Origin of the sequence: Faecalibacterium sp. An192 (assembly GCF_002160175.1) — a bacterium.
In the GTDB taxonomy this organism is placed as follows: domain Bacteria; phylum Bacillota; class Clostridia; order Oscillospirales; family Ruminococcaceae; genus Faecalibacterium.
This window is the reverse complement of the sequence record NZ_NFKB01000046.1, coordinates 1-26,879: the sequence shown is the minus strand read 5'-3', so window position 1 is coordinate 26,879 and position 26,879 is coordinate 1. Positions and strand designations below refer to the sequence as shown.

16 protein-coding genes, 5 tRNA genes and 1 riboswitch are annotated in these 26,879 nt (G+C 62.5%); of the genes, 9 read left to right on the top strand and 12 right to left on the bottom strand.

What is annotated here, in order from left to right:
* Nucleotides 1-150 precede the first annotated feature (150 nt).
* On the bottom strand, nt 151-4,644 hold the full coding sequence (locus B5F27_RS12755; RefSeq protein ID WP_242962190.1) for an acyl-CoA dehydratase activase: 4,494 nt from the start codon (nt 4,642-4,644) through the stop codon (nt 151-153).
* A gap of 459 nt (nt 4,645-5,103) precedes the next feature.
* Between B5F27_RS12755 and B5F27_RS12750 the strand changes: the two genes are divergently transcribed.
* On the top strand, nt 5,104-6,645 hold the full coding sequence (locus B5F27_RS12750; RefSeq protein WP_087368296.1) for an alkaline phosphatase: 1,542 nt from the start codon (nt 5,104-5,106) through the stop codon (nt 6,643-6,645).
* Between the two features lie 153 nt (nt 6,646-6,798).
* On the opposite strand, the gene mscL is transcribed toward B5F27_RS12750, so the two are convergent.
* The 4 genes from mscL to B5F27_RS12730 all read right to left on the bottom strand — a co-directional run bounded on the left by mscL (nt 6,799) and on the right by B5F27_RS12730 (nt 11,641).
* Nucleotides 6,799-7,230, bottom strand: coding sequence for a large conductance mechanosensitive channel protein MscL (mscL, locus tag B5F27_RS12745; RefSeq protein ID WP_087368294.1), 432 nt, complete (start codon nt 7,228-7,230; stop codon nt 6,799-6,801).
* 24 nt (nt 7,231-7,254) lie between these two features.
* Nucleotides 7,255-8,946: a M3 family oligoendopeptidase gene (locus B5F27_RS12740; RefSeq protein WP_087368293.1), complete on the bottom strand. Its 1,692-nt coding sequence runs from the start codon at nt 8,944-8,946 to the stop codon at nt 7,255-7,257.
* 890 nt (nt 8,947-9,836) lie between these two features.
* Complete coding sequence (locus B5F27_RS12735; RefSeq protein WP_087368291.1) at nt 9,837-11,105, bottom strand: folylpolyglutamate synthase/dihydrofolate synthase family protein; 1,269 nt, start codon at nt 11,103-11,105, stop codon at nt 9,837-9,839.
* The gene (locus B5F27_RS12730; RefSeq protein ID WP_087246383.1) at nt 11,102-11,641 is read right to left on the bottom strand and encodes a folate family ECF transporter S component; all 540 of its coding nucleotides are present in this window, start codon (nt 11,639-11,641) and stop codon (nt 11,102-11,104) included. The genes B5F27_RS12735 and B5F27_RS12730 overlap by 4 nt, the downstream gene beginning before the upstream one ends.
* A 147-nt stretch (nt 11,642-11,788) precedes the next feature.
* Nucleotides 11,789-11,889, bottom strand: a riboswitch (THF riboswitch).
* A gap of 678 nt (nt 11,890-12,567) precedes the next feature.
* Here B5F27_RS12730 and B5F27_RS12720 point away from each other — a divergent pair.
* From B5F27_RS12720 to B5F27_RS12700, 5 genes are all read left to right on the top strand, one after another.
* A complete protein-coding gene (locus B5F27_RS12720) occupies nt 12,568-13,947 on the top strand; it encodes an MATE family efflux transporter (protein WP_087368286.1) in 1,380 nt (459 codons plus the stop codon).
* Between the two features lie 62 nt (nt 13,948-14,009).
* Nucleotides 14,010-14,762: an exodeoxyribonuclease III gene (locus B5F27_RS12715; protein ID WP_087246381.1), complete on the top strand. Its 753-nt coding sequence runs from the start codon at nt 14,010-14,012 to the stop codon at nt 14,760-14,762.
* Nucleotides 14,763-14,785: 23 nt separating this feature from the next.
* Nucleotides 14,786-16,198, top strand: coding sequence for an MATE family efflux transporter (locus B5F27_RS12710; RefSeq protein ID WP_087368285.1), 1,413 nt, complete (start codon nt 14,786-14,788; stop codon nt 16,196-16,198).
* A 14-nt stretch (nt 16,199-16,212) separates the two neighbouring features.
* Complete coding sequence (locus B5F27_RS12705; RefSeq protein WP_087246379.1) at nt 16,213-16,695, top strand: small multi-drug export protein; 483 nt, start codon at nt 16,213-16,215, stop codon at nt 16,693-16,695.
* 67 nt (nt 16,696-16,762) lie between these two features.
* Nucleotides 16,763-18,151, top strand: coding sequence for a Sapep family Mn(2+)-dependent dipeptidase (locus B5F27_RS12700; RefSeq protein ID WP_087246378.1), 1,389 nt, complete (start codon nt 16,763-16,765; stop codon nt 18,149-18,151).
* 120 nt (nt 18,152-18,271) lie between these two features.
* Here B5F27_RS12700 and B5F27_RS12695 read toward each other — a convergent pair whose 3' ends face one another.
* The 7 genes from B5F27_RS12695 to B5F27_RS12665 all read right to left on the bottom strand — a co-directional run bounded on the left by B5F27_RS12695 (nt 18,272) and on the right by B5F27_RS12665 (nt 21,751).
* A complete protein-coding gene (locus tag B5F27_RS12695) occupies nt 18,272-19,000 on the bottom strand; it encodes an acyl-ACP thioesterase domain-containing protein (protein WP_087246377.1) in 729 nt (242 codons plus the stop codon).
* 23 nt (nt 19,001-19,023) lie between these two features.
* Complete coding sequence (recG, locus tag B5F27_RS12690) at nt 19,024-21,096, bottom strand: ATP-dependent DNA helicase RecG (RefSeq protein WP_164488785.1); 2,073 nt, start codon at nt 21,094-21,096, stop codon at nt 19,024-19,026.
* Between the two features lie 147 nt (nt 21,097-21,243).
* A tRNA-Cys gene (locus B5F27_RS12685) sits at nt 21,244-21,318 on the bottom strand.
* Between the two features lie 27 nt (nt 21,319-21,345).
* Nucleotides 21,346-21,421, bottom strand: a tRNA-Gly gene (locus tag B5F27_RS12680).
* A gap of 68 nt (nt 21,422-21,489) precedes the next feature.
* Nucleotides 21,490-21,566 (bottom strand) — tRNA-Asp (locus B5F27_RS12675).
* Between the two features lie 30 nt (nt 21,567-21,596).
* Nucleotides 21,597-21,672, bottom strand: a tRNA-Gly gene (locus B5F27_RS12670).
* Between the two features lie 3 nt (nt 21,673-21,675).
* Nucleotides 21,676-21,751, bottom strand: a tRNA-Phe gene (locus B5F27_RS12665).
* 199 nt (nt 21,752-21,950) lie between these two features.
* On the opposite strand from B5F27_RS12665, the gene B5F27_RS12660 reads away from it, so the two are divergent.
* From B5F27_RS12660 to B5F27_RS12650, 3 genes are read left to right on the top strand one after another with little or no spacing between them, the layout of a single operon-like run.
* Nucleotides 21,951-23,942, top strand: coding sequence for a toprim domain-containing protein (locus B5F27_RS12660; protein ID WP_087246376.1), 1,992 nt, complete (start codon nt 21,951-21,953; stop codon nt 23,940-23,942).
* 37 nt (nt 23,943-23,979) lie between these two features.
* The gene (locus tag B5F27_RS12655) at nt 23,980-26,229 is read left to right on the top strand and encodes a DNA gyrase subunit A (protein ID WP_087368282.1); all 2,250 of its coding nucleotides are present in this window, start codon (nt 23,980-23,982) and stop codon (nt 26,227-26,229) included.
* Between the two features lie 23 nt (nt 26,230-26,252).
* On the top strand, nt 26,253-26,738 hold the full coding sequence (locus B5F27_RS12650; RefSeq protein ID WP_087368280.1) for a 23S rRNA (pseudouridine(1915)-N(3))-methyltransferase RlmH: 486 nt from the start codon (nt 26,253-26,255) through the stop codon (nt 26,736-26,738).
* Nucleotides 26,739-26,879: the final 141 nt, after the last annotated feature.

Below are 26,879 nucleotides of genomic sequence, written 5' to 3'. Positions count from 1 at the left end.
AGTTGGCAGACCGCACTTCCATTTTAAGCAAAGGGAGTTTTTCTGTCATCATCATCGACATAAGTCTTTTTTCGAACCACTCGCCTAGCGAGTGGTTTTCGTTATACAACAAAAGCCCCTGCCGGGCGGGCAGGGGCTTGGGGGTGAAAATCAGGATTGTACCGGGACAACGGCGGCGGTGCGGCTGCCGCGGCGGGCGCTGGCAGCCCGCTTTCTGGGCTGGGCGCCGGAGGCAGCGGCCGGGGGCGCCGGCGGGTTCTGTCCGGCGGACTCTTGTGCGGGAGCCGATGCCGGACGGCGGGCCTTTTCGGTCATAATCAGCATCTGGAGACGGTTCTCCAGGTTGGCGAAACTGACGTCGGGGTCGTAGTCCAGGGGCAGGATCTGGGCGTCGGGATAGATTTCCTTCAGCCGCTTGGCCACGCCGCGGCCCACCACATGGTTGGGCAGGCAGCCGAAGGGCTGCAGGATGATGAAGCTGCGGCAGCCCTCCTTGGCGTGGTGGAGGATTTCGGCGGGAATCAAAACGCCCTCGCCGGCGTCAAAGGTGTGGTGGATGATGGGGTCGCTGGCCCGGACAATGTCCTGCATCCGGGCGGCCCGGTGGTACAGGGGATGCCGCTTGGCGATGGAATCGGTCATGGCGTGGGCCGCGTTGAACACCTCGTCGGCGGTGCGGTACCAGATCTTTTCGCCCAGAGGCTTGGAGATGTGGTACTCCTTGATCTGGGCGTCCATATAGAAGTAGGTCTTGCGGATGACGTCGGTCATCCGGGCCTCGATGATCTCGAAGCCGTTGGTTTCTAGATACTTCTCGATGTCGTGGTTGGCGCCGGGGTGGAAGTTCAGCAGGTACTCGCCCACGATCAGGACGGTGGGGCGGGGGTTGGAGCGGTCGTACTCCACCGCCTTCATCCGGTCGATGGCCTTCTCAAAACCCTTTTTCAGGCCGGGAATGCCGTGGCGGGTCATGCCGTCCACAATGTCGTCCATGCCGGCCTCAAAGGCCTGCTCAGCTGCGCCGGGCACCTTCTCATAGGGGCGGATTTTCCGCAGCAGCTCCTCCATGACGTCGATCATGGGCAGGGAGAACACCAGATTGAAGGAGGACGCCAGATTCATCTTGAAGCCGGGGTGCATGTTGTGGCTGTCCTTGTCGTCGTTGGTCAGAATGGGAATCTGGGCGAAACCGGCGTCGTCCAGGGCTTTCCGCAGCAGGGCGCTGTAGTGGGTCAGACGGCAGTCGCCAATGTACTTGGCCATGGCCACGCCGGTGTGGTCCAGATCGTACTTGCCGCTGCGGAGGGCCGCCAGGATTTCGCCGATGACAATCTGGGCGGGGAAACAGATGTCGTTGTGCACATACTGCTTGCCCAGACGGATGGCCTCCTCCCGGCCCACTTCCAGCGGAACGGCCCGGACGTGCTGGGAGGCAAAGGCCGCCGACATCACCCGGCAGAAGGCGTGGGAGGTGTTGGGCACCAGGACCACCCGCTCCTGGATGTCGGCCTTGGTGAACTTGACGGGATAGGGATCGGGCAGGGGATGCACCTCAGCCCGGGCGCCCTGGGCCCGGCGCAGGGCCGCCGTCTCCACAAAGGACCGGACCCGGATCCGCAAGGAGCCCTGGGCGTCGCTCTCGTCCAGCTTGAGGATCAGAGGACTCTTGCCCGAGATCTCATGCATCATGCGGGTGATTTCGTCCGACAGATAGGCGTCGTGGCCGCAGCCGAAGCTGACGATCTGGACGTACTCCAGACAGTCATCCCGGGCAGCCAGAACGGCGGAGGCCAGCATCCGGGCGTGGTAGTTGTTGACGATGTCCAGACGGCTGCGGGACAGGTCCACCTTGTTCACATCGGGCAGGGAGTCGTTGGTCAGCACCGGAATCCCCAGGCTGACGAACAGATCGGGCAGAGCGTGGTTGACCAGTTCGTCGTTCTGGTAGGGACGGCTGGCCAGCACCACCGCATAGCGGTTTTCGGCGTGGCAGCGGTCCAGCACCGCCTGGCCGGCGGCCTTGAGCTGGTCCGAAAAGCTGGTCTGGGCGGCGTCGCCCAGGGCAATGGCCCGGCGGGTCAGCTCTTTGTCGATGCCGAAGGCGGCAGCCATGTAGTCGGCCAGCTGGCGGTCCCGGTCGGTCCGGCGGTGCCAGTGGAACAGGGGGGCGTCAAAGGGGATGCCCCAGCGCTTCTGGGGATCGTCCGAATTGCGGATGACGATGGGATAGCCCTTCACCACCGCGCACATGGACTCGCTGGTGGAAGCGGTGCCCTCGGGCTGGACGGTGGTGATGGAGGGCATGAAAATCCGGTCCACCTTCCGCTTGGCCAGGTCCCGCAGATGGCCGTGAACCAGCTTGGCCGGGAAACAGACGGTGTCGGAGGTCACCGCCGACAGGCCCTCCTCGTAGAGGGGACGGGTGCTCTTGCCCGACAGCTGAATCTTAAAGCCCAGGCTGCGCCAGAAGGCATTCCAGAAGGGCATGGTCTCCCAGAAGGAGAGGACCCGGGGAATGCCGATGGTCACCCCGCGGTCGGGGGCCAGGGCGGGGGCGTCGTAGTCGGCGAACAGGAGCTTTTCCCGCAGGGCGAACAGGTTGGGAATGCTCTGGATGTTCTGATTGGTCTGGCGGACCCGGGCCTGGACGGCGCTGTCCTTGGGGTCGCCCAGAATCTCGCCCCGCTCGCACCGGTTGCCGGTGACAAAGCTCTCCCCGCTGGGGAACCGGATGACGGTGCGGGTGCAGTGGTTCTGACAGAAGGGGCAGGGCTCATTCTGGCTCTGGGTGTATGTAAAGGTGTCCAGGGCCTCAAAGCCGATGAAATGGCTGGCGGGGTTGCCGTTGGCCTCGGCCTGACGTTTGGTCAGGAGGGCCGCGCCGATGGCGCCCATCTCGCCGGGGTAGGGGGCGCGGGTGACGGTGCAGCCCAGATACTGTTCCAGCGCCCGCAGGACGGCGTCGTTTTTGAAGGTGCCGCCCTGCACCACAATCCGGCTGCCCAGCACATCGGTGTTGGGGATGCGGACTACCTTGGTAAAGACATTCTTAATAATGGAACGGCACAGGCCCGCCATGATGTCGTCGGGGGTGCGGCCGTTTTTCTGTTCGGTGATGATGCTGCTGTTCATAAAGACGGTGCAGCGGCTGCCCAGCTCGGCCGGGTTCTCGGCCCGGAAAGCTGCGTCGGCGATGTCCTCCACCGGAATCCCCAGCCCGGCGGCAAATTCCGCCAGGAAGGAGCCGCAGCCCGAGGAACAGGCCTCGTTCAGCAGCATATTGGTGACCACGCCGTCCTTGATCCAGATGGCTTTCATGTCCTGGCCGCCGATGTCCAGCAGGAAGGTCACATCCGGCAGATAATGGCAGGCCGCCGAGGCGTGGGCCACCGTCTCCACCGTGTGATAATCCCCGCCGAAGGCCTTGCTCAGCATCACTTCGCCGTAGCCGGTGGTGCCCAAACCCAAAACTTTGAGTTTAACGCCTTTGGCAGTATACTTTTTGTACATCTCCTGCAGGCCGCGGCGGATCACTTCGATGGGATCGCCCCGGTTGCTGGCGTAAAAGCGGTCCAGCACCTGCTCGTTCTCGTCCATCAGAACCAGCTTGCTGGTGGTGCTACCGGCGTCCACGCCGATGTACACCCGCAGGGTGTCCCCGGGCTGGGTTTCCGGCTCTGCCAGCTGGGGCAGGGTGTGGCTGGCCTTCCAGGCGTCCCGCTCGGCGTCGGAGGCAAAATACCGCTGGGCGGTGTGCTGTTCGGTGACCTCGGGGGCGGCGGACAGCCGTTCCAGCGCGGTCTCGGGGGTCATGGGAGCGGCCCGGCCGGTGGGCAGGGGATACAGCTCATCCATGGCCAGGGCGGCGCCCAGGGCCACAATGGTGTCGGCGTTGTCGGGGCGGATGACCTGTTCCGGGGTCAGGCCCAGACGCTCAGCAAACACCCGGATCAGGGTGGGGTTGTAGGTCAGAGGGCCGCCCTCAAAGATGACCGGCGGGGTCATTTCCAGGCCCTGGGCCAGGCCGCCGATGGTCTGCTTGGCGATGGCATGGAAGGCGGACAGGGCAATGTCGGCCCGGCTGGCGCCCTGGTTCAGCAGGGTCTGGATGTCGGTCTTGGCAAAGACGCCGCACCGGCCCGAAATGCTGTAGACCTGCTTGCCCTGGGCGGCCAGGGCGTCGAACTGCTCGGAGGGAACCCGCAGCAGGGCGGCGATCTCATCGATAAAAGCGCCGGTGCCGCCGGCGCAGCTGCCGTTCATCCGCATGTCGGAGGTGGTCAGGGTGCCGTCCTCCTCCTGGCGGAAAAAGATAACTTTGGCGTCCTGGCCGCCCAGCTCCACGGCGGTGCGGGCGGCAGGGTAGAGGGCGCGGACGGCGGCGCCGTTGGCCACCACTTCCTGGACGTAGCAGGCGCCCATCTGGTCGGCCAGGGGCCGGCCGCCCGAGCCGCACACCGCAATCCGCATGGGCAGCCCGGCGAACTTTTCACACACGGCGCTCAGCAGCTCGCAGAGGGTGCGCCGCTGCTCGGCGTGGTGGCGCTGGTAGCGGCGGAACAGAATCTGCCCGGTCTGCCGGTCGGTGAGGACGGCCTTGACGGTGGTGGAGCCAATGTCCAGGCCGAGACTTAAACGTTTCATGATCTCTTTCATTGTATACCCATATTTATAAATCCAAAAAGGTTGTCTGGCGTCTCGAACGGACCCGTCGGGGTATATCGTTCGATATCATACAGAATAACACCCCATTATGAACATTTCAATGTTTTGAGGGATAACGGGCTGGATTTTGTCGCTTTGCTTAGAATTCATACGAATAAAGCAATCTTTTTGGGCTGGATGCAAAGAGCCTCCCCGCGTATGTATGTGAATTTTACACAGAAAACCGCCTTTTTACATTGGGCGGCAAAACAGGCTGTTACTTTTTACCAAAGTTTTGCGCAGACATGGTTTCACCAAAAAGCGGCTTAGGATACAATAAAGCCGTCCCAAAGAGGACCCGGGATCACCCGGGGAACAAGACATGAGGGCCCGAACAGATGGGCCGGGGCAGGGCTGCGAGGCCCGCCGCATATTGGGTACGAGAGAAAGGAAATTGGTATGAAGAACGTGAAATTTTCCCGCCGCAGCTTCCTGAAGGCCGGCGCTGCCGCCTCGGTGGCCAGCCTGGTGGCTGCCAATGCCGCCGTCGCCTCGGCCGCCGAGCCCAAGGCTGCCGCCCAGGAGAACGGCCTGTTTGACGGTATGTTCGGCGGCAAGACCCCCAAGTACATCTTCCTGTTCATCGGCGACGGCATGGGCGTGGCCCAGATCCAGTCCGCCTCCTTCTACAAGGGCACCGTCGAGAACAACGGCGCTGTGACCCCCGCCGAGCTGAGCTTCATGAAGTTCCCCTTCGTCGGCAGCGTCACCACCTATGACTCCACCTCCTTCTGCCCCGACTCCGCTTCCACCGCCACCTCCATCGCTTCGGGCGAAAAGACCGAGTCCGGCGTCATCAACATGACCCCCTGGACCCGTGACGTCCCCTTCGAGACCATCGCCGAGAAGTTGCACAGCCAGAAGGGCTACAAGGTCGGCATCCTGAGCACCGTCAACATCGACCACGCCACCCCCGCCGCCTTCTACGCCCATCAGGCCAGCCGCAAGAACTACTACGAGATCGGCGAGGAGCTGGCCAACAGCGGCTTTGAGTACTTTGCCGGCGGCGACTTCCAGGATCCCCGCGGCGGCGCCGTCTCCAACTACGACATGGCCATCGCCAAGGGCTACAAGCTGGTCACCACCCAGGCCGGCGCCGCTGCCCTGAAGGCCGGCGACAAGGCCCTGGTCATCGCTGAGCAGCGCGCCGACGCCGCCGCCATGAACTACTCCATCGACGCCGCCGCCGGCGAGTGGCAGCTGTCCGACTACGTCCGCAAGGGCATCGAAGTGCTGGATAACCCCAACGGCTTCTTCATGATGGCCGAGTCGGGCAAGATCGACTGGGCCTGCCACGCCAACGACACCGCCGCCTCCATCCACGATGTGCTGGAGATGAGCAACGCCGTCCAGGTGGCCGTCGACTTCTACAACCAGCACCCCAACGACACCCTGATCCTGGTCACCGCCGACCACGAGACCGGCGGCATGACCATCGGCTTCACCACCACCAACTACGACACCTATCTGACCAACCTGACCAAGCAGACCATGTCCTTTGTCAAGTTCGACAGCATCATCGACACCCTGCGCGCCCAGGGCGCTTCCTTCGAGGCTGCCATGGCCGAGGCCAAGAAGGCGTTCGGCCTCATCACCGCGAATGATGCCGACGCCGCCAACCCCGAGTACGAGAACCTGATCCTCACCGACTACGAGCTCGAGGGCCTGCGCACTGCTTACGAGCGCAGCATGACCGTCGGCGCCGCCGGCCAGGGCGACATGACCCAGCGCGATTACGAGCTGTACGGCACCTATCAGCCCTTCTCGGTCGAGCTGTGCCATGTGCTGAACCACAAGTCCGGCATGGACCACACCACCTGGAGCCACACCGGCGCCCCTGTCAACATCTACGCTGTGGGCGCAGGCTCCGACAAGTTCACCGGTGCTTTCGACAACACCGAGATCTACCACAAGCTGGCTGAGCTGACCGACGTGAAGTAAACCGCGTCCCGGCTCTCCCAAAACAAAACACGAGACTCCTTCTTCCTTAATCTTCTTCTTAACATACACCAGGCATACATGCTAAAGCCCCCGCCCAACACCGCGCGACACGGTGCAGGCGGGGGCTTTTCGGTTTGAAAAAATCAAAAAGTGTTACGGGGCAGGGGGATCAATCATCGAGGTGCAGTGGGGGCAGCGGGTGGCCTTGATGGAGATCTCACTCTGGCAATAGGGGCAGATGCGGGTGGTGGGAGCGGCGGGGGTCTCCTTTTTCTTGCGGAAGGAGGCGGCCTTGTTGGCCGCTTTGATCACCACAAACAGGGACAGGGCGACGATCAGGAAATTGATGACGGCATTGAGAAAGGACCCGATGCCGATGGATACCTGCCCCACCTGAATCACCACATGGGAGAAATCCATGTTGAAAAACAGGCCGATGACAGGGGAAATGATGTCGTTGACCAGGGAATCCACAATGCTCTTGAAGGCGGCGCCAACCACGACGCCCACAGCCATGTCCAGCACGTTGCCGCGCATGGCGAAAGCCCGGAATTCCTTGAAAAAACGCTGGATGCCTTGGGTCATAGGGTAATGATTCCTCCTGAGGGATTAGATCTGGTGCTCCGCAATCCAGTTTGCCACCGGCTGGGCGATGGCCTTGACGCTGCCCTCCTCAAAGGGAGTGCGGAGGCCGGCGGTCTCGCACAGTTCGGTGTAGCTGGCGGTGCCGCCGCGGCGGCAGAGCCGGAGATACCGCTGCCATGCGTCGGCGTGGTCGGCCTCGTTCAGCAGGAAGAACTGGAGGGCCGCCATGGTGGACAGGCAGTAGTCGATATAATAGAAGGGGCACTCGTAGATGTGGAGCTGACGCTGCCAGCCTGCGCCCCGGCCGTAGAAGGGCAGACCGTCAAAGTCGATCCAGGGACGGTACTTCTTCTCCAGCTTGAGCCAGACGTCGTTGCGCTGGTCGGGGGTCAGGTTGGGGTGCTGGTACATGATATGCTGGAACTCATCCACTTCACAACCGTAGGCCAGGAAAATCAGGCTCTCCTCGGTGTGGGTGAGGGCGTACTTGGGGGTGTCTGCGCCGAACAGCAGATGATGCCAGGGGGCGGTGAGGAACTCCATGGCCATGGAGTGGATCTCGGCGCTCTCCATGCTGGGGCATTTCAGGTCCTCGGGCATGGCCTCGTCCAGGGCGGCCAGATAGCCCTCGAAGGCGTGGCCGGCCTCATGGGTCAGGACGTCCACGTCGGCGGCGGTGTCGTTCCAGTTGGCAAAGATGAAGGGGGCCTTGTAGGTGGGCAGGATGGTCATATAGCCGCCGTTGGCCTTGCCGGGACGGCTGAGAACATCAAACAGCTCGTTGTCCTGCATGAAGTCGATGAACTCGGCCGTCTCGCTGCTGAGCTCGTGGTACATGGTGCGGGCAGCGTCCATGCGCACCTGATAGCCCTTGACCGGTACGGGGTTGCCGTCGGGGAAAGCTACATTCAGGTCGGCAAAGGTGGGGTGCTCGATACCGGCGCGCCGGGCGCGGCGGGCCACCACTTCGGCCAGCAGAGGCACCACGTCCTGGGCCACCTGGTCCCGGAAGATGCGGATTTCCTCGGGGCCGTAGCCGATGCGGTTCATCCGGGCATAGGACAGCTCGCTGTAGTCCTTGTAGCCCAGGATGGCGGCCTGTTGGTTCAGGTTGTGGACGGTGCGCTCGTACAGCTCGTCGAACTCGCCCCGGTGGGCGTCGAAATAGCTGGCCTCGGCCTCAAAGGCAGCGCGGCGGACGGCGGGGTCCAGGCTCTGCTTGTAGGGGCCCAGCTGGGGAATGGTGAGCTGCTGGCCGTCCAGCTCCACCAGAGCGCCGCCGTACAGACGCTGGTACAGGCTGGAGATGGTGTTGGCCTCCTGCTGAAGGGCGGTGACCCGGCTGTCCACCGACAGGACCGCGTTGTGCATGCCGGGCACACAGGTGGAACCGTAGACAGCGGTGAGGGCGTCCAGATGGGGATTGGCCAGGATGGCGCGGTAGATCTCGGTGACGGCGTTGGAAACGGCAGGGCCGTTGGCGTCGAAGAAGTCCTGCTCAGCCTGCCAATAGGGATCGCGGGTGTCGCAGGTATAGTGGATGTTGGCCAGGTTGGCGGCGGTGGTGTAGTCGGCCATGGCGGCGCTCTGGTCGTAGTAGAGTTTCACCAGAGCTTCGTCGGAGTCGGCCGCGGCTGCGTCGGCGGCAAACTGGGCGCACCGCGCCAGAATGGCGTCAATATCGGGGCGTGCATAAGGCATTTCACTGAATTTCATGAGCGTTCATTCTCCTTCCTTGTGGCCCCGTGGGGGGCTTTATCCTGCCATTAGGATACCACAACCGAATGCAAAAGAAAAGCCAGGCACAAAAAAGTAAAAGTGAAATCCTTTCAGCCGGTGCAAGTGGGCATGAATACTCACTTTTTGGCTTTAATCCAGTGCAGCGGTGAAGGCGCCTGAACCGGCACCCTGACGCCCCGGCTTGGGGCTGTATCCCCGCTGTGAAATATGGCCGGTGTGCCTGTTCCCGGTGGAAGCGCCGTGCCCGGTGGGCCGGAAAAGCACCTTGTCTCAGCCAAAGACAGAACCCCCAGCCCAGCCATGGAAAATCCTCTCTTCTATATAAGGAAAAGCCTTTTTGCGGAAGAATCGGTGCGGCGTGCCGGTGCTGTGAACAGCAAAGGGAGAGAGGAATAAAACGGCAAGAAAAAATCCCCGCCCCGGAGTAGGAGCGAGGATTTTGCATGGCATAGGTGTTTACGGTTGGTATAGACCGAAAGAAAATTAACTCTCAGAACGCGTTGGCCCGCGAAAAATGGCGTTTTGCAGCAGTTTGCATCGTACCGTGCCGCAGGCACAGACGTAACGAACGAGCCGGAGCGAAACGGCTCCGCGGAACCTTCGGAGATCCGGAAACTGTATGGTACCCAGTGAACCCTCTTGCGCTTAGCCGATTTTTGCGGCGCGCCGCGGTGATCGCTTGCAAAAATCGGATCGCTGCGCAAGCTTCGGCTCAACTGATTCGTCCGCAGGACGCGCCGATCCAAAGAAGCCTTGCATCGTACCGTGCCACAGGCACAAACGTAACGAACGAGCCGGAGCGAAACGGCTCCGCGGAACCTTCGGAGACCCGGAAACTGTATGGTACACAGTAAAAAGCTTTTTGCTTACTTTTTCTCTGAAAAAGTAAGGCGGACGGGGCCGGAGAAGTAGAGGGTGCCGAGGGCGGCGACGGGCCCGCCGTCAGCCAGGGCGTCGGCCCGGTGCACACCGGCCGGAATGGTGTCCGCCGCCTCGGCTACGCCGCCCAGGGCCGTGATCTGGGCCGCCAGGTCAGCCGCCGGAATGGCCCGGGGACTGGGGGCCGTGACGGTCACAAAACACTTGGCCAGAGGCAGAAGCAGCTTGAGCATGTCGTCGGAATCCTTGTCCGCCATGATGCTGATGAGGAAAACGAACTTCTCACCCGGGAACCGCTCCCGCAGACTGGCCACCGTGGCCCGCATGCCGTGGGCGTTGTGGCTGCCGTCCAGCAGGAAGGGCGGGTCCCGGCGAAGCAGCTCAAACCGGCCCGGCCAGCTCACCTGGGCCAGACCCTGGCGGATGGCCTCGTCCGGAATATCCCAGCCCCGGTTCCGGAGAACCCGCAGGGCCGTGATGGCTACGGCAGCGTTGCGGGGCTGATAGCTGGCCAGCAGGGGAAGGGTCAGCCCTTCCATCCCGTCGAAATCAAAGACCAGGCCGTCCAGGCTGGCGCTGGTCCGGTGCAGACGTCCGAAATCCACCACCGACAGAGGAGCGTGCCGGGCCCGGGCGACGTCGGCAATGACCTTGTCGGCCTCGGGCTCTCCGCCGTAGCTGACCACCGGACAGCTAGGCTTGATGATGCCGGCCTTGGCAGCGGCAATGTCCGCCAGGGTGGGGCCCAGCTCTTTGATGTGGTCCATCCCCAGGGCGGTGATGACGGCGCATTCAGGGGCGGCGATGACGTTGGTGGAATCCAGCGTGCCCCCCAGGCCTACCTCCAACACCACGATATCACAGTGCTGCTGGGCAAAATAGAGCATTCCCAGGGCGGTGATGAGCTCAAACTCGGTGGGCAGGTCGGTCATGGCCTGGGCCACCGGCTGCACCCGCTCCACTAGCCGGACCAGGTCCTGGTCCGGGATGGGCTGGCCGTCGATCTGGATGCGCTCATTGAAACGATTGATGAAAGGGGAAGTAAACAGTCCCGTCTTGTAGCCGGCCTGCCGCAGACAGCTGTCCAGCATGGCGGCGGTGCTGCCCTTGCCGTTGGTGCCCGCTATGTGGACAAACCGCAGCTTGTCCTGGGGCCGGCCCAGGGCTTCCAGCAGGGTCTGGGTTCGCTCCAGACCGGGCTTGTGGCCCTGCCAGTGGATGGCATGAATATAATCCAATGCCTGTTCGTAAGTCATTCCGAACGCCTCCCGTTCAGGCTGCCCCGGGCTGCGGCCATCAGGCTGTGATTGGCCAGCAGGGCCCGCATCAGGAACCATTCCGCCACCGACAGGATCAGGGCGTTGGGGATGCGGGCGGCCAGCACGCTCCAGGGATAGCCATAGAACAGCCACAGGGCCAGCGAATTCAAAATCATGGAACCGATGACGTGGCCCAGCAGGATGCCGCCGGCCAGTCGGACGCCGTCCCGGCGGGCGGGCAGGTAACGCCAGCCCAGACCGGCAAACAGGCCCACGGCGCCGGCCCCCAGGGTGATCAGGGGATTGATGGCGTAGCCGGCCAGGACGCCGCCGATGATGTCGGCGATGGCGCCCACGGCGAAGCCGGCTGCCGGTCCGAACAGGACCGCCGCCAGCACCACCGGCAGGCTGCCCAGGTTGAACCGCAGAAAACCGGTGGAAATGCTGAACACCCGGCTGAACACGATGCTCATGGCAATGAGCAGGGCACAGAAGGTCAGACTGCGAAGGGATTTGGGACGATTCGGATTCATGGCAATGCCTCCTTTTCTGAATCCAGCCAGAGGAGGACAAAGAAACGGCCCTCCCCATGCGACAAAACCGCACAAAGGAGGGCCGTGAAATCCGGCAGCGTTCACACCGGGCCACGGGCATACCGCGGCCCGCGCCCAGGTCCATGCAGCAGCGGGATGCAGGCTGTGCACCGCGGGAAAACTTCGCCTTCGTCCGCAGCACAACTCCCCGTTGATGCGGCACTTAACGCGCACAGCCTTACTCTGTTGATCTTTTGGCAATCAGGGGGCCGGGATGGCCCCTTCCGGCCGGGCGGCCGGCATCCGCCCTGCCGGGGCGGACGGCGGCAGGCGGATGGCCTGCACTGTCTGTATTATACACGCTTTGCAGCCAGGGTGCAAGGCGCTGGAAGAACATCTTTCCCAATGGAACGACTGTCTTTTCGTGCAAGATGCCCAGAATCCGCCGCCGCCCGGCAAAAGAAAAACGGCGGCCCGTGCAGGTTGGGCCGCCGCTTTGCCCTCGCGGGCAGGCAGGGTAAATGATAAGAAGGTAAATGAAGAAAATAGCAACATTCAGGACGGAGCGCAGGGGCCAAAGGGCCTGGGAAGCAGGGAGGATACCATTCTTGTATCCAAGGCGCTCCGTTGGGATACAACATACCACTTTTCACGCGGAAATGCAAGACTTTTTTGAACAAAAAAGCCTTTGAAACAGCGTAAAAACGTATTTTCGTGAAAGCGCACAAATATAGGGGAGCTTTGCTGCAACAAATGCCGAACTTGCGCAGGGGCGTCTGTCGTTCCGGGACGGACAGCCCGCCGGCAGGGCCGGGGAGCGGGCTTTACATTCCGGCGGGGCTATGTTATGATAATCAGGTACGTTTTTATGATCTGTGGGAAAATTTGCCCGCCCGGACGGGCGGGCCGGGACGAAAGAAAAGCGAATGGAACAAGAGTCAGAGGTATATACACCCAAAATTTTGAAGAACGGGCCAGGGGGCCCGATTTTTACCACCAATGACCTGCTGCGGCTGATTGTGCCGCTGCTGATCGAGCAGCTGCTGGCCACCACGGTGGGCATGGCGGACACCATGATGGTATCCCGCTGCGGCGAGGCGGCCGTCTCGGGCGTCAGCCTGGTGGACATGATCAACAACCTGATTATCAACCTGCTGGCGGCCCTGGCCACCGGCGGCGCGGTGGTGGTGAGCCAGTATCTGGGCGCCGGCCGCAAAAAGGAGACCGACGACAGCGCCGGCCAGCTGGTTCTGCTGAGCCTGCTGCTGGGCCTGGGACTGGGCCTGTTCAGCTGGGCGCTGGCCCGGCCCATGCTGCGGCTGTTTTACGGCAGCATCGAGGCGGACGTGCTGGACGCCGGCGTCCGCTATCTGCAGGTGACGGCCCTGAGCTATCCCTTTCTGGCGCTGTACAATGCGGGAGCGGCCATCTTCCGCAGTATGGGCAACTCCAAGATTTCCATGCAGATCAGCCTGCTGATGAACGCCATCAACATTGTGGGCAATGCCGTCTGCATCTTTGGATTAAATATGTACGTAGAGGGCGTGGCCTGGCCCACCGTCATCAGCCGCGCTCTGGCCGCCGCCCTGATTCTGGCCGCCTGCGGCCGCAAGTCCAACACCGTCCAGGCCCGGATGACCCTTCGGGTGGACGGAGGCCTAGCCCGGCGGATTCTGGGCATCGGCATCCCGTCCGCCTTTGAGAACAGCCTGTTTCAGGCGGGCCGGATTGTGGTGGTGAGCATGATCTCCCTGTTCGGCACCGTTCAGATCGCCGCCAACGCGGTGGCCAACAACCTGGACGGCATGGGCTGCATCCCCGGCCAGGCCATCAGTCTGGCCATGATTACGGTGGTGGGCCGGTGCGTGGGCGCCCAGGACAACGAACAGGCGGCCGCCTATGCCCGCCGCCTGCTCAAATGGACCTATCTGACCATGGGCCTGTTCAACGGGGCTATCCTGCTGTTTATCAAACCGCTGGTGGGCATCTATGCCCTGTCGGGGGAGACCATGGAGCTGGCCATCCTGCTGGTGCGGATTCACTGCGGCTGCGGCCTGCTGCTGTGGCCGGTGGCCTTTGTCCTGCCCAACGCCCTGCGGGCGGCCAACGATGTGCGGTTCACCATGACCGTCTCGGTGCTGAGCATGGCGGTCTGGCGTCTGGGCTTCAGCTATCTGCTGGGGGTCCAGATGGGCTACGGCGCCGTGGGCGTCTGGATTGCCATGGTCATCGACTGGATTTGCCGTTCGGCCTGCTTTGTGGGGCGGTTCCGCAGCGGCGTTTGGAAAACCAAATACCTGGCGTGACGCCGGCTCGGTGCGGGCGGCGGCCATGCCCCATGCTTTAAAGCAAAAGAAGGGAACACTGTATGAAACTAGTCAGCTGGAATGTCAACGGCCTGCGGGCCTGCCTGTCCCATGGCTTTGCCGAGAGCTTTGCCGCCCTGGACGCAGACGTCTTTTGCCTGCAGGAGACCAAAATGCAGCCGGGTCAGGCTGATTTCCACCCCGAGGGCTATCAGGAGTATTTCTGCTCGGCCCAGCGCAAGGGATATTCGGGCACAGCCTGCTACTGCCGCACTCAGCCTCTGGCGGTGACCATGGGGGTGGGGATGGAGGAGCACGACCAGGAGGGCCGTGTCGTCACCCTGGAATATCCCGGTTTTTACCTGGTGAACTGCTATACCCCCAACAGTCAGGACGGGCTCAAGCGCCTGGACTACCGGATGGAGTGGGAGGCCATGTTCCGCCGGTACCTGCTGGATCTGGACGCCAAAAAGCCGGTGATCCTCTGCGGCGACCTGAACGTGGCCCATCAGGAGATCGACATCAAGAACCCCGCCTCCAACCGCCGCAGCGCCGGCTTCACCGACGAGGAACGGAACGCCATGACCCAGCTGCTGGAGGCCGGCTTTGCCGACAGCTTCCGGCTGCTGCACCCCGACGAGGTAAAGTACAGCTGGTGGAGCTACCGTTTTCGCGCCCGGGAGCGGAACGCCGGCTGGCGGATCGACTATTTCCTGGTTTCCCGGCGGATCGCCGACAAGGTGCAGGCCGCTGAAATTCATAACGAGATCATGGGCTCGGACCACTGCCCGGTGGAATTGGTCATTGATCTTTGAACCGAAAGGAGCATATAGGTATTATGGAAGAAAAACGGTCTGAGACCGCGTCCGTTGGGACCGCCGACCAACGCCTGGGCACAGCGCCCCTGCTGCCCCTGATTTTCAGCCTGGCCCTGCCCACGGCCCTGGCCCAGCTGGTCAACATGCTGTACAACATCGTGGACCGGATTTACGTGGGCCACATCCACGGCACCGGCAGCCTGGCGCTGGCCGGCCTGGGCGTGACCTATCCCATCATCGTCCTGATCACCGCCTTCTCCAACCTGGTGGGCATGGGCGGCGCGCCCCGGGCCTCGGTGGCCATGGGCCGCGGCGACTACAAGACCGCCGAGAAGATCCTGGGCAACTGCATCACCATTCTGGTGGTGCTGTCGGTGGTGCTGAGCGTGGTGTTCACCATCTACGGTGAGCCGGTGCTGCTGGCTTTCGGCGCCAGCGAAAACACCCTGCCCTACGCCATGGCCTATCTGCGGATTTACCTGCTGGGCACCATCTTTGTCCAGTTCACCCTGGGCATGACCCCCTTTATCACCAACCAGGGCTTTGCCAAGACCAGCATGGCCACCACCTGCATCGGCGCCATCAGCAACATCGTTCTGGACCCCATCTTTATCTACGGGTTCAACATGGGCGTGGTGGGCGCTGCGGTGGCCACCGTCCTGAGCCAGGCCCTGAGCATGATCTGGGTGCTTTGCTTCTTCCTGGGCAAGCGCAGCGTCCTGCGCATCCGCAAAGAAAACCTCATCCCCGACAAGGCCATTCTGGTGCTGGTGCTGTCGCTGGGCGTCTCGCCCTTCCTGATGACCGCCACCGAGTGCCTGATTCAGCTGTCCTTCAACACCGGCGCCGCCACCTACGGCGGCGACAGTGCCGTGGCCATCATGAGCATCCTGTTCTCGGTGTCCCAGATCGCCAGCCTGCCGGTTCAGGGCTTCTGCCAGGGCGCACAGCCCCTCATCGGCTATAACTTCGGCGCACAGAAGCTGGAACGCGTCCGCAAGACCTTCCAGGTCATGCTGACGGTGTCCATGAGCGTCACCACCCTGGTGGTGGCGGCGGTGGAGATTGCACCCCAGATGTTCCTGGGCCTGTTCTCCAGCGACGCGGCCATTGTGGCCATAGGCTCCGCACCGCTGCGGATTTATATGCTGGGCCACTTCTTCATGGGCGCCCAGAACGCCTGCCAGCAGACCTTCCTGGGTCTGGGCGAGGCCAAGCTGAGTATGTTCATCGCCCTGCTGCGCAAGGTGATTCTGCTGCTGCCTCTGTCCCTGGTGATTCCCCGGGTCTTTGGCCTGCTGGGCATCAGCCAGCTGCTGGGCCTGTATGTGGCAGAGCCGGTCAGCGACTTCATCTCGGCGTCCACCTGCACCATCCTGTTCTTTGTGATTGAGTGGAAGAAGCTCAATCCCGCTCCCAAAGCTACCAACTGATCAAAGGAGGCCCCATGCTGGAAAAGTATCTGTTTGTGTTTTTCGTCTCCATGGTTCCCGTCATTGAGCTGCGCGGCGCCATCCCCATCGGCTTTGGCCTGGGTCTGGACACCCTGCCCACCTATCTGGTGGCGGTGGTGGGCAACATGCTGCCGGTGCCCTTCATCTATCTGTTCGCCCGCAAGTTCCTGATCTGGGGCTACAACAAGCCCCTGATCGGCGGCATCTGCAAGTTCTTTGTGGTCAAGGGCGAAAAGGCCGGCCGCGCTCTGGAGGCCAAGGCCGGCCGCGGCCTGGTGATTGCCCTGCTGATCTTTGTGGGCGTGCCCCTGCCGGGCACCGGCGCATGGACCGGCACCCTGGCGGGGTCCATCCTGGACATGAAGTTCAAGGATGTGCTGATCGCCTGCATGGGCGGCGTCCTGATGGCCGGCATCATCATCGGCCTGGCCAGCGCCGGACTGCTGGGCGTGTTCAGCGTCTTCTTTGCGGTGTAAACCCGTTGTTGTTTCTCAAAGCTCCCGCCCCGGCGGGCGGCTTTAGAATAGAAAGGAATGGATATCTATGGATCAGGAACTGAATCAAAAGATTGACGCCTTCATTGCGGCCAACCGCGAGCAGCTGCTCGACGACATCGCCGCTCTGGTGGCCATCAACAGCGTCGAGACCGCCCCGGCGGAGGGCGCACCCTTCGGCGAGGGGGCCCGGGCCGCTCTGGACAAGGCTCTGGAGCTGGCCGGCAAGATGGGCCTTGCCACCCACAACTGTGAGGGCTACATCGGCTATGCCGAGCTGCCCGGCGCTGACCCGGACAAGTACCTGGCCACCATCTGCCATGTGGACGTGGTGCCCGCCGGAGAAGGCTGGGAGGCCGATCCCTTCACCATGCGCCGTCAGGATGGCTGGATTCTGGGCCGCGGCGTCATGGACGACAAGGGCCCCATGGTGGTGACCCTCTACGCCCTCAAGTTCCTCAAGGAGATGGGCGTGCAGCTGCGCTACCCCATCCGCGCCCTGGCCGGCACCAACGAGGAGACCGGCATGAAGGACGTGGAGTACTATCTGGCCCACAACAAGGCCCCGGCCTTCTGCTTCACCCCGGACGCTGAGTTCCCGGTCTGCAACGGCGAGAAGGGCCACTTCCACGGCAAGCTGGTCAGCCCGGTATGCAAAGGCAAGATCCTTTCCTTCACCGGCGGCGTGGCCAACAACGCTGTGCCGGACCGCGCCAGCGCCCTGGTGGACGCCGACATCGTGGGCCTGAAGAACGCCCCCAACATCACCCTGGAGCCCGAGAACGGCGGGGTCCGGGTCCGCGGCTGGGGCAAGTCGGGCCACGCAGCCAGCCCCGAAGGCACCGTCAACGCCATCGGCCTGGTGGTGGACTACCTGCTGGCCAATGACCTGTGCACCGAGGAGGAGCGGAAGTATCTGGAGGCCCTCCACAAGCTGCACAGCTCCACCGCCGGCGAGGGCCTGGGCATCGCCACTTCGGACGGTCCCTTCGGCCCCCTGACCATCATCGGCGGCCGGATCTATATGGAGGACGGCCGGATGGTCCAGACCATGGACAGCCGTTATCCCACCTCCACCAACGGCGAGGTCATCGCCCAGGCCATCCGCAATGCCATCGGCGACGGCGCCGCCCTGGAGGATGTGGACGCTGCCGATCCCTTCTATATTGAGGCAGATACCCCCGCCATCCTGGCCTGCATCGACACCTACAACCAGGTCACCGGCAAGAACGAGAAGCCCTTCACCATGGGCGGCGGCACTTACGCCCGCCACTTCCCCTATGCCGTCAGCTTTGGCCCTGAGTCCCACGACCTGGTGCTGCCCTCCTTCGGCGGCCCCATGCACGGCGCCAACGAGTCGGCCCCGGTGGACGCTCTGCTCCAGTCGGTCAAGATTTATATTCTGGCCCTGCTGCGGCTGGAGGAAATTGATTTCTGATCCATCCCCTATAAAATCATAACAAAAGGCAAAATCAACACGGTTTTTGCCTGATGGTATACAAAAAGACCCGGACCTTGCGGTGTGCCGCAGGGTTCGGGCCTTTTGCTTTATGTATGGTTACAGGGGTTTCAGCTGTTCGTTGAGGGCTACCACCGCGCAGACCTCGTTCTCCCGCACAAAGGAGACCAGCCAGCCGCCGTCCTGGCGGGTGCTCTTGAGCACCAGAGGGTCACCCCGCCGCAGAGGGCTGCGGTAGGAAATGCGGATGGAGCGCACCCCCTGGGAGAGGATCTCCTGGGGCGCGGCGTCCAGAGCCAGATTCAGATAGGCGGTGTTGTGCAGGTGGTCGTTGTAGTCCATGTCGCTGCGGCGCAGCAGAACCGGCTGTTCGTCGGTGTAGGATGTGGGAGGCCGCAGCCGGGGCAGCCGGTCGGGGAAGGCAGCGGCGTCCTCGGGCTGGTAGGCGGCCATTCGTTCAGGGGAGGGCAGCTGGGGGGTGCTGGTGCTGCGGTCCACCATGCACAGCTTGGCCTGGCCCCGGGCCAGCAGCTCCCCCGATTCGCTTTTCAGCAGCATTTCACGGGTGGCCTGGCGGGGACCATTCCGCAGCCAGGTGCTGGCCGAGAAGTTCTCCTCATAGGAGGGAGCCCGAAGCACCTGAATCCGCCAGTTGGTGACCACCCAGGCCATCCCGCAGCAGAGGCTCTCTTTCATGACGGAATACCCCACCAGCTCGGCGTGGCGGGAGGCGGTGTTCTCGAAGATGGATAGGAGGGCAGGCGGGGCCAGCAGGCCCCGCTGATCGAAGTCCTCCACCCGGGTGTGGACAGGAAGGGTGAATATCATGGTGTTGCAAACCTCCCGATATGTTAGTTCATGGGTCCGGTGCGTTCAAACATCCGGTTGACCTGCTGGGCCAGCAGGGCGTGTTCCGGCGCGGTGAGCAGAGGGTCTTTGTCCAGCAGGACAGCGGCCTCGCTCTGGGCGGCGTGAAGGGTGGCGGTGTCGTTGGCCAGGTCGGCGATCTGAAGGGCCGGCAGGCCGTGCTGGCGGCTGCCGAAGAAGTCGCCGGGGCCCCGGGTTTCCAGGTCGTACTGGGCCACCGCAAAGCCGTCGGTGGTGGAGCAGAGGAATTTCAGCCGGCTGCGGACGCTTTCGGCCTCGTTGTCGCTCACCAGAAAGCACCAGCTCTCGGCGGCGCCCCGGCCCACCCGGCCCCGCAGCTGATGCAGGGCGCTCAGGCCGTACCGCTCGGCGTTCTCGATGACCATTACGGTGGCATTGGGCACGTCCACCCCCACCTCGATGACGGTGGTGGACACCAAAGCGTCCAGCTGCCCGGTGCGGAAGTCCTCCATGACGGCGGCTTTCTCTTTGGGCTTCAGCTTGCCGTGCATCAGGCCCACCCGGCGGTTGGGCAGCAGAGCCTTGGCGGTCTGCTCGTAATAGGTTTTGACGGGGGTGAGGCTGGCGTCGGGGCCCTCCTCGATGGCGGGGCATACAATATAGACCTGACGCCCCGCGCCGATTTCCCGGTCCAGAAAGCCGTAGAGATCCTTCCGGCGGGCGCCTGTCATCACCCGGGTTTTCACCGGGCGGCGGCCGGGAGGCAGCTCGTCCAGGATGGAGATGTCCAGGTCGCCGTAAATCAGCAGGCCCAGCGTCCGGGGGATGGGGGTGGCGCTCATCACCAGCAGGTGGGGCGCGCAGCCCTTTTCGGCCAGGGCGCCCCGCTGGCGGACGCCAAAGCGGTGCTGCTCGTCGATGACCGCCAGACCCAGCCGGGCAAACTCCACCCCTTCCGACAGGACGGCGTGGGTGCCAACCACCAGATCTGCCTCCCCGGAACGGATGGCCGCCAGGGTGGTGCGGCGGGCGGCGGCTTTCAGGCCGCCGGTCAGGAGAGCCACCCGGATGCCGAATTTGGCCAGCATCCGGTTCAGGTTTTCGGCGTGCTGCTCGGCCAGCAGTTCGGTGGGGGCCAGCAGTGCCCCCTGATACCCTGCGCCGATGGCTGCCCAGAGGGCCGCTGCGGCCACCAGGGTTTTGCCGCTGCCCACGTCGCCCTGAAGAAGACGGTTCATGGACTCGGTTCCGGCCATGTCCTCCAGAATCTCATCCACCGCCCGGCGCTGGGCGCCGGTGGGGGAGAAGGGAAGGCTGGCCCAGAAGGGGGCGGGGTCAATCCGGCGCATGGGAGCGCCGGTGGAGGCGGAGCCGCGGTTTTTTATCTGGCCCATTCCCAACTGGAGCACCAGCAGCTCCTCAAAGATCAGACGGCGGCGGGCCTCCTGGGCGGCCTCCGGCGAGGAGGGCGCATGGATGTCCCGCACCGCCTGGGCCTTGCCGGGCATCCGGTATTTTTGGAGCAGGGCAGGAGGAAGCGGGTCCCCCAGCAATTCGGCATGGGGGAGAAGCTGGGCCACACAGCGGCTGATGGCGCTGCTGGTGAGGCCCTCGGTCTGGGGATAGATGGCCGCCAGGGGCGCGGCCTGCACCTGGGCGGCGGTGCGCACCTGCGGGTTCACCATCTGGCGGCGCAGCAGCCCGCCGGTGACCTCGCCCTCAAAGAAATACTCCTGGCCCACCTCCAGCTTCTGGATGGTGTAGGGATTGTTGAACCAGGTCAGCTCCAAAGTGGCCACATCGTCCCCGGCGGTGGCTTTCTCCACCCGGCGGCCCCCGGTGACGTACCGGCCGCCCTGCTTGGACAGCAGTTCGGCCCGGACCACGCACTCCACCCCGGCCGGGGCCTCGGAGGGGGGATAGGGATGGGTAAAGTCCAGATACCGGCGGGGATAATGCTCCAGCAGGTCAGCCAGGGTGCGGATGCCCAGCTTTTCAAAGCGCTGGGCCAGCTTGGGGCCCACCCCCTTGAGGTACTGCACCGGGGTGTCAGGGGTCAGGGTGGTGCGGTTTTCGGGCAAAGACGCCGGGCACATGGGCAGGGCCTCCTTTCATGGAATATGCTTATTGTAGCACCGAACCGGGGCCGGCGCAAGGAACCAAAGCTGGAACCTGCCTTTCAGCCCACAGCCCGGGCAGGGGATACAAAAAAACCGCTGTCTCCCAAAGGAAACAGCGGTTTCTGGAGGTGGCGACCAGATTTGAACTGGTGAATGAAGGTTTTGCAGACCTTTGCCTTACCACTTGGCCACGCCACCATAGAGAGCAGAAAATCTGCTCCGTTATGGAGCGGCCGACGAGGCTCGAACTCGCTACCTCCACCTTGGCAAGGTGGCGCTCTACCAGATGAGCTACGGCCGCATATTCGACGCATTTTTCCCTGCGTCCGCCCGGCGAAGGGCGCTCCATGTTATTGGAGTAGGATTTGTTGGCGACCCGGATCGGGCTCGAACCGACGACCCCCAGCGTGACAGGCTGGTGCTCTAACCAACTGAGCTACCGGGCCAAAAGAAAGGAGTGAAACTTGTCACTCCCATGGAGCGGCCGACGAGGCTCGAACTCGCTACCTCCACCTTGGCAAGGTGGCGCTCTACCAGATGAGCTACGGCCGCATATGGTGCCTCCGATCGGAATCGAACCAATGACACGGGGATTTTCAGTCCCCTGCTCTACCAACTGAGCTACAGAGGCGCACCGGACGTTGATTATTATACCGCAAAATCCAAATTTGTAAAGAGGAAAATGCAAATTTTTTCAAAAAAGTTGAAAAAGGACGTTCCGCCGCTGCTTCTTTTGCTCTGAGAGGGGCGTATATTTGACTTTTGGCCGGTGAATATGGTTAAATGAACATTTGAAAAGAATCCATCAGCAAATTTGCCGGAGGAACAACATGGCAAAAAAACAGGAATACGGCAATGAAAGCATTACTTCTTTAAAAGGGGCTGACCGGGTCCGCAAGCGTCCGGCGGTTATTTTCGGCTCCGACGGGGTGGAGGGCTGCGCCCACTCCATCTTTGAGATCATTTCCAACTCCATCGACGAGGCCCGGGACGGCTACGGCAAGGTGATCAACGTCACCCGCTGCAAGGATGGCAGCATCCGGGTGGAGGACTTCGCCCGGGGCATCCCGGTGGACTGGAACAGCGGCGAGAACCGCTACAACTGGGAGTTGCTGTTCTGTGAGATGTACGCCGGCGGCAAGTACGGCGAAGGGGACGACAACTATGAGTTCAGTCTGGGCCTCAATGGCCTGGGCCTGTGCGCCACCCAGTACGCCTCGGCCTGGATGACCGCCGACATCTACCGGGACGGCCTCCACTATCATCTGGACTTCGCCAAGGGCGAAAACGTGGGCGGCCTGCAGAAGGAACCTTATAAGGGCCGCCGCACCGGCAGCGTCATCCACTGGAAGCCGGACGAGGAGGTCTTCACCGACATCGACGTGCCGGCCAGCTATTTTAAGGATGTGCTGCGCCGTCAGGCGGTGGTCAACGCCGGCCTGACCCTCACCTTTACCGATGAAAAGGAGAAGGACCCCGCCACCGGCAAGCCCTGGCAGGAGAGCTACTGCTACCAGAACGGCATCGCCGACTATGTTCAGGAGGTGGCGGGGGAGGAGTCCCTGACCCCGGTGTTCACCTGTGAGTCGGAGGCCACCGGCCGGGACCGGGAGGACCAGCCCGATTATAAGGTGCGGATGAGCGCGGCCTTCTGCTTCTCCAATAAGGTGCAGATGCTGGAGTTTTACCACAACTCTTCCTGGCTGGAACACGGCGGCAGCCCTGAGCATGCCGTCCGCACCGCCTTTGTCTATCAGATCAACAAGTATCTGAAGGAAAAGGGAATGTACAAGAAGGGGGAGAGCAGCGTCAGCTTCCAGGACATCCAGGACTGCCTGGTGTATGTGTCCTCCAGCTTCTCCACCCGCACCAGCTATGAGAACCAGACCAAAAAGGCCATCACCAACAAGTTTATCTCCCAGGCCATGACCGACTTCCTCAAACACTATCTGGAAGTGTACTTCCTGGAAAAGCCGGAGGAGGCCCAGAAGATCTGTCAGCAGGTCCTGGTGAACAAGCAGAGCCGGGAACACGCCGAAAAGACCCGCCAGAGCATCAAAAAGACCCTGGCCACCCAGATCGACCTGGCCAACCGGGTCCAGAAGTTTGTGGACTGCCGCACCAAGGACCCCGCCCGCCGGGAACTGTATATCGTGGAGGGCGATTCGGCCATGGGCGCCGTCAAAACCAGCCGGGACAGTGAGTTCCAGGCCATTATGCCCATCCGCGGCAAAATCCTCAACTGCCTGAAGGCCGATTATGCCCGGATTTTCAAGTCGGACATCATTGTGGACCTCATCAAGGTGATGGGCTGCGGCATCGAGCTGGGCGGCAAGTACAATAAAGAGCTGGCCACCTTCAACCTGGACAATCTGCGGTTCAATAAAATCGTCATCTGTACCGATGCCGACGTGGACGGCTATCAGATCCGCACCCTGGTGCTGACCATGCTCTACCGCCTGACCCCCACCCTGATTGAAAAGGGCTATGTCTATATTGCCGAGTCCCCGCTGTATGAAATCAATACCAAGGATCAGACCTGCTTTGCCTACACCGAGGCGGAAAAGGCCGCCTTCCTGAAGAAGATCGGGGACAAAAAGTACACCATCCAGCGCTCCAAAGGTCTGGGTGAAAACGACCCCGAGATGATGTGGCTGACCACCATGAACCCGGAGAGCCGCCGCCTGATCAAGGTGATGCCCACCGACGCGGCCCAGACGGCCCAGGTGTTCGATATCCTGCTGGGCGATAACCTGGCCGGCCGCAAGGACCACATTGCCGCCCACGGGGCGGAGTATCTGGACGAACTGGATCTGTCCTGACAGACCGCGCACAACCGGGAGATGAAACGATAAAACTATGGCGAAAAAAGCAACCAAAAAGCAAACCAAACCGGTGCGGCCCCAGCTGGGAGAAGGGGTGGAAATCCTGAACGCGGGCAGCGTCCTGGAGGACCCCATCACCCGCACCCTGGAAACCAACTATATGCCCTACGCGATGAGCGTCATCGTCAGCCGGGCCCTGCCCGAGATCGACGGCTTCAAGCCCGCCCACCGCAAGCTGCTGTACACCATGTACGACATGAACCTGCTGAAGGGGGTGCGGACCAAGTCCGCCAACATCGTGGGCGCCACCATGCACCTGAACCCCCACGGCGACGCCGCCATTTACGACACCATGGTCCGCATGGGCCGGGGCAACGAGAGCCTGCTGGTGCCCTACGTGGACAGCAAGGGCAACTTCGGCAAGGCCTACAGCCGGGATATGTCCTACGCCGCCGCCCGTTACACCGAGGCCCGGCTGGAGCCGGTGTGCGAGGAACTGTTTCGGGACATCGACAAGGAGACGGTGGACTTTGTCCCCAACTACGACGGCACCACCACCGAGCCCACCCTCCTGCCGGTGACCTTCCCCACCATCCTGGCCAACAACACCCTGGGCATCGCGGTAGGCATGGCCTGCAACATCTGTTCCTTCAACCTGGCCGAGCTGTGCACCACCACCATCGCCCTCATCAAGGACCCCCAGCACGACATCGGGACCACCATGCCGGCCCCCGATTTTGTGGGGGGCGGCCAGATTCTCTACGACGCCGCCCAGATGCGGGAAATCTTTGAGACCGGCCGGGGCAGCGTCCGGGTCCGGGCCCGCTGGCAGGCGGTTCCCGGCCAGAACATGATCGAGATCACCCAGATCCCTCCCACCACCACGGTGGAGGCCATCATGGATAAAATCGCCGAGCTGGTCAAGGCCGGCAAGCTGAAAGAACTCAGCGACATGCGGGACGAGACCGACCTGAACGGCCTCAAGCTGACCCTGGACCTGAAGCGGGGTGTGGACCCTGCCAAGCTGATGACCCGGCTGTTCAAGCTGACCCCCCTGGAGGACAGCTTCAGCTGCAACTTCAATATTCTGGTGTCGGGCCAGCCCCGGGTGATGGGCGTCCGGGAGATTCTGCAGGAGTGGACGGCCTTCCGCACCGAGTGCGTCCGCCGCCGCACCTACTATGATCTCCACGGCAAGGAAAAACGCCTCCACCTGCTGGAAGGCCTGGCGGCCATCCTGCTGGACATCGACAAGGCCATCCGCATCATCCGGGAGACCGAGGAAGAGGACGAGGTGGTCCCCAACCTGATGATCGGCTTCGGCATCGACGAGCAGCAGGCCGACTATGTGGCCGAAATCAAGCTGCGCCACCTGAACCGGGAATATATCCTCAAGCGGACCGGCGAAATCGACGCCCTGAAAAAGGAGATCGACGACCTGAACGACATCCTGGCCAAGCCCGCCCGCATCCGGAAAATCATCATTCAGGAGCTCACCGCCGTGGCCAAAAAGTACGGCCAGCCCCGCCGCAGTGAGATCCTCTACGACCTGCCCGAGGAGGAAGCCGCCGCCGCAGAGGAGGCAGTGCCCGACTACCCGGTCACCGTCTTTTTCACCCGGGAGGGCTATCTCAAGAAGATCCCGCCCCAGAGCCTGCGGACGGCCGGCGCCCACAAGCTCAAGGAAGGGGACGAGATTGTGGTCCAGGCCGAGGCCCGGAACAATCTGGAGGCTCTGTTCTTCACCGACCAGCATCAGGTCTACAAGACCCGTCTGGCCGAGTTTGAGGACGGGAAGGTGGGCCAGATGGGCATTTATCTGCCCACCCGCCTGGGCATGGACGAGGGGGAGAACATCGTCTCGATGGTGCTGACGGGGGATTACAGCGGCTGGATGCTGTTCTTCTTTGCCAGCGGCAAGTGCGCCAAGATCCCCCTGTCGGCTTACGCCACCAAACAGAACCGCCGCAAGCTGCTGCGGGCCTACAGCGACAAGGACCCCCTGTCCACCATGCTGTTCCTGCCGGAGGAGGCCGAAATCGCCATCCGCACCAGTGCGGGCCGGCTGCTTCTGGTGGGCTCGGCTCAGATCCCCGAAAAGGCCACCCGTGACAGCCAGGGCGTGGCGGTGGTGACCCTCAAGCGGAACCAGTCCATCACCTCGGTGCGCCCGGCGGCCGGGCTGGACCTGGCCGACCCCCACCGGTACCGGGTCCGCACCCTGCCGGCGGCGGGCGCTCTGCTGCGGGGCGAGGACATTGCAGAACAGACCAGCCTGCTGTAAGGCCGGCCGGAAAGGAAGAACCAATGCAGAACATTGACCTGATCTGTCTGGGCAAGCTGAACGCCAAATACTGCGCCGAGGGCGTGGCGGAATACGCCAAGCGGCTGTCCGCCTTTGCCAACTTCCGGATCATCGAGCTGCCGGAGGAGAAAATCGAGGAAAAGAACGCTTCCCCCGCCCTGGTGGCCCGGGCCCTGGAAAAGGAGGGCAAGGCCATCCTGTCCAGCCTACGCAAGGGGGAGAGCCTGGTGGCTCTCTGCGTGGAAGGGAAGATTGTTTCCAGCGAGGACCTGGCGGATCTGCTGGCCCAGAAGGCCGGCAGCGGCGCCGGGGATGTGGCCTTTGTGATTGGCTCCTCCCACGGGCTCTCCGATGAGGTCAAGCGGGCCGCCTCGGCCCGCATCAGCCTGGGACGGATCACCCTGCCCCATCAGCTGGCCCGCCTGGTGGTGACCGAACAGCTCTACCGGGCCTGCACCATCAACGCCGGCATGAAGTACCACAAATAAAACCACAGCAAACGAAAAGCGCCCCCGATCTTTGAACCGAACCAGTAAAAACAGACAATAGACAAAACGCCCCCTGTGTAGGAAAATAAACCTATACAGGGGGTGTTCGTATGTCCAGACAAAAATACACACATATCCAAG

Coding starts and splice junctions, on each gene's coding strand:
- B5F27_RS12755 (WP_242962190.1), bottom strand. CDS start 4,644: ATGAAACGTTTAAGTCTCGGCCTGGACATTGGCTCCACCACCGTCAAG.
- B5F27_RS12750 (WP_087368296.1), top strand. CDS start 5,104: ATGAAGAACGTGAAATTTTCCCGCCGCAGCTTCCTGAAGGCCGGCGCT.
- mscL (WP_087368294.1), bottom strand. CDS start 7,230: ATGACCCAAGGCATCCAGCGTTTTTTCAAGGAATTCCGGGCTTTCGCC.
- B5F27_RS12740 (WP_087368293.1), bottom strand. CDS start 8,946: ATGAAATTCAGTGAAATGCCTTATGCACGCCCCGATATTGACGCCATT.
- B5F27_RS12735 (WP_087368291.1), bottom strand. CDS start 11,105: ATGACTTACGAACAGGCATTGGATTATATTCATGCCATCCACTGGCAG.
- B5F27_RS12730 (WP_087246383.1), bottom strand. CDS start 11,641: ATGAATCCGAATCGTCCCAAATCCCTTCGCAGTCTGACCTTCTGTGCC.
- B5F27_RS12720 (WP_087368286.1), top strand. CDS start 12,568: ATGGAACAAGAGTCAGAGGTATATACACCCAAAATTTTGAAGAACGGG.
- B5F27_RS12715 (WP_087246381.1), top strand. CDS start 14,010: ATGAAACTAGTCAGCTGGAATGTCAACGGCCTGCGGGCCTGCCTGTCC.
- B5F27_RS12710 (WP_087368285.1), top strand. CDS start 14,786: ATGGAAGAAAAACGGTCTGAGACCGCGTCCGTTGGGACCGCCGACCAA.
- B5F27_RS12705 (WP_087246379.1), top strand. CDS start 16,213: ATGCTGGAAAAGTATCTGTTTGTGTTTTTCGTCTCCATGGTTCCCGTC.
- B5F27_RS12700 (WP_087246378.1), top strand. CDS start 16,763: ATGGATCAGGAACTGAATCAAAAGATTGACGCCTTCATTGCGGCCAAC.
- B5F27_RS12695 (WP_087246377.1), bottom strand. CDS start 19,000: ATGATATTCACCCTTCCTGTCCACACCCGGGTGGAGGACTTCGATCAG.
- recG (WP_164488785.1), bottom strand. CDS start 21,096: ATGTGCCCGGCGTCTTTGCCCGAAAACCGCACCACCCTGACCCCTGAC.
- B5F27_RS12660 (WP_087246376.1), top strand. CDS start 21,951: ATGGCAAAAAAACAGGAATACGGCAATGAAAGCATTACTTCTTTAAAA.
- B5F27_RS12655 (WP_087368282.1), top strand. CDS start 23,980: ATGGCGAAAAAAGCAACCAAAAAGCAAACCAAACCGGTGCGGCCCCAG.
- B5F27_RS12650 (WP_087368280.1), top strand. CDS start 26,253: ATGCAGAACATTGACCTGATCTGTCTGGGCAAGCTGAACGCCAAATAC.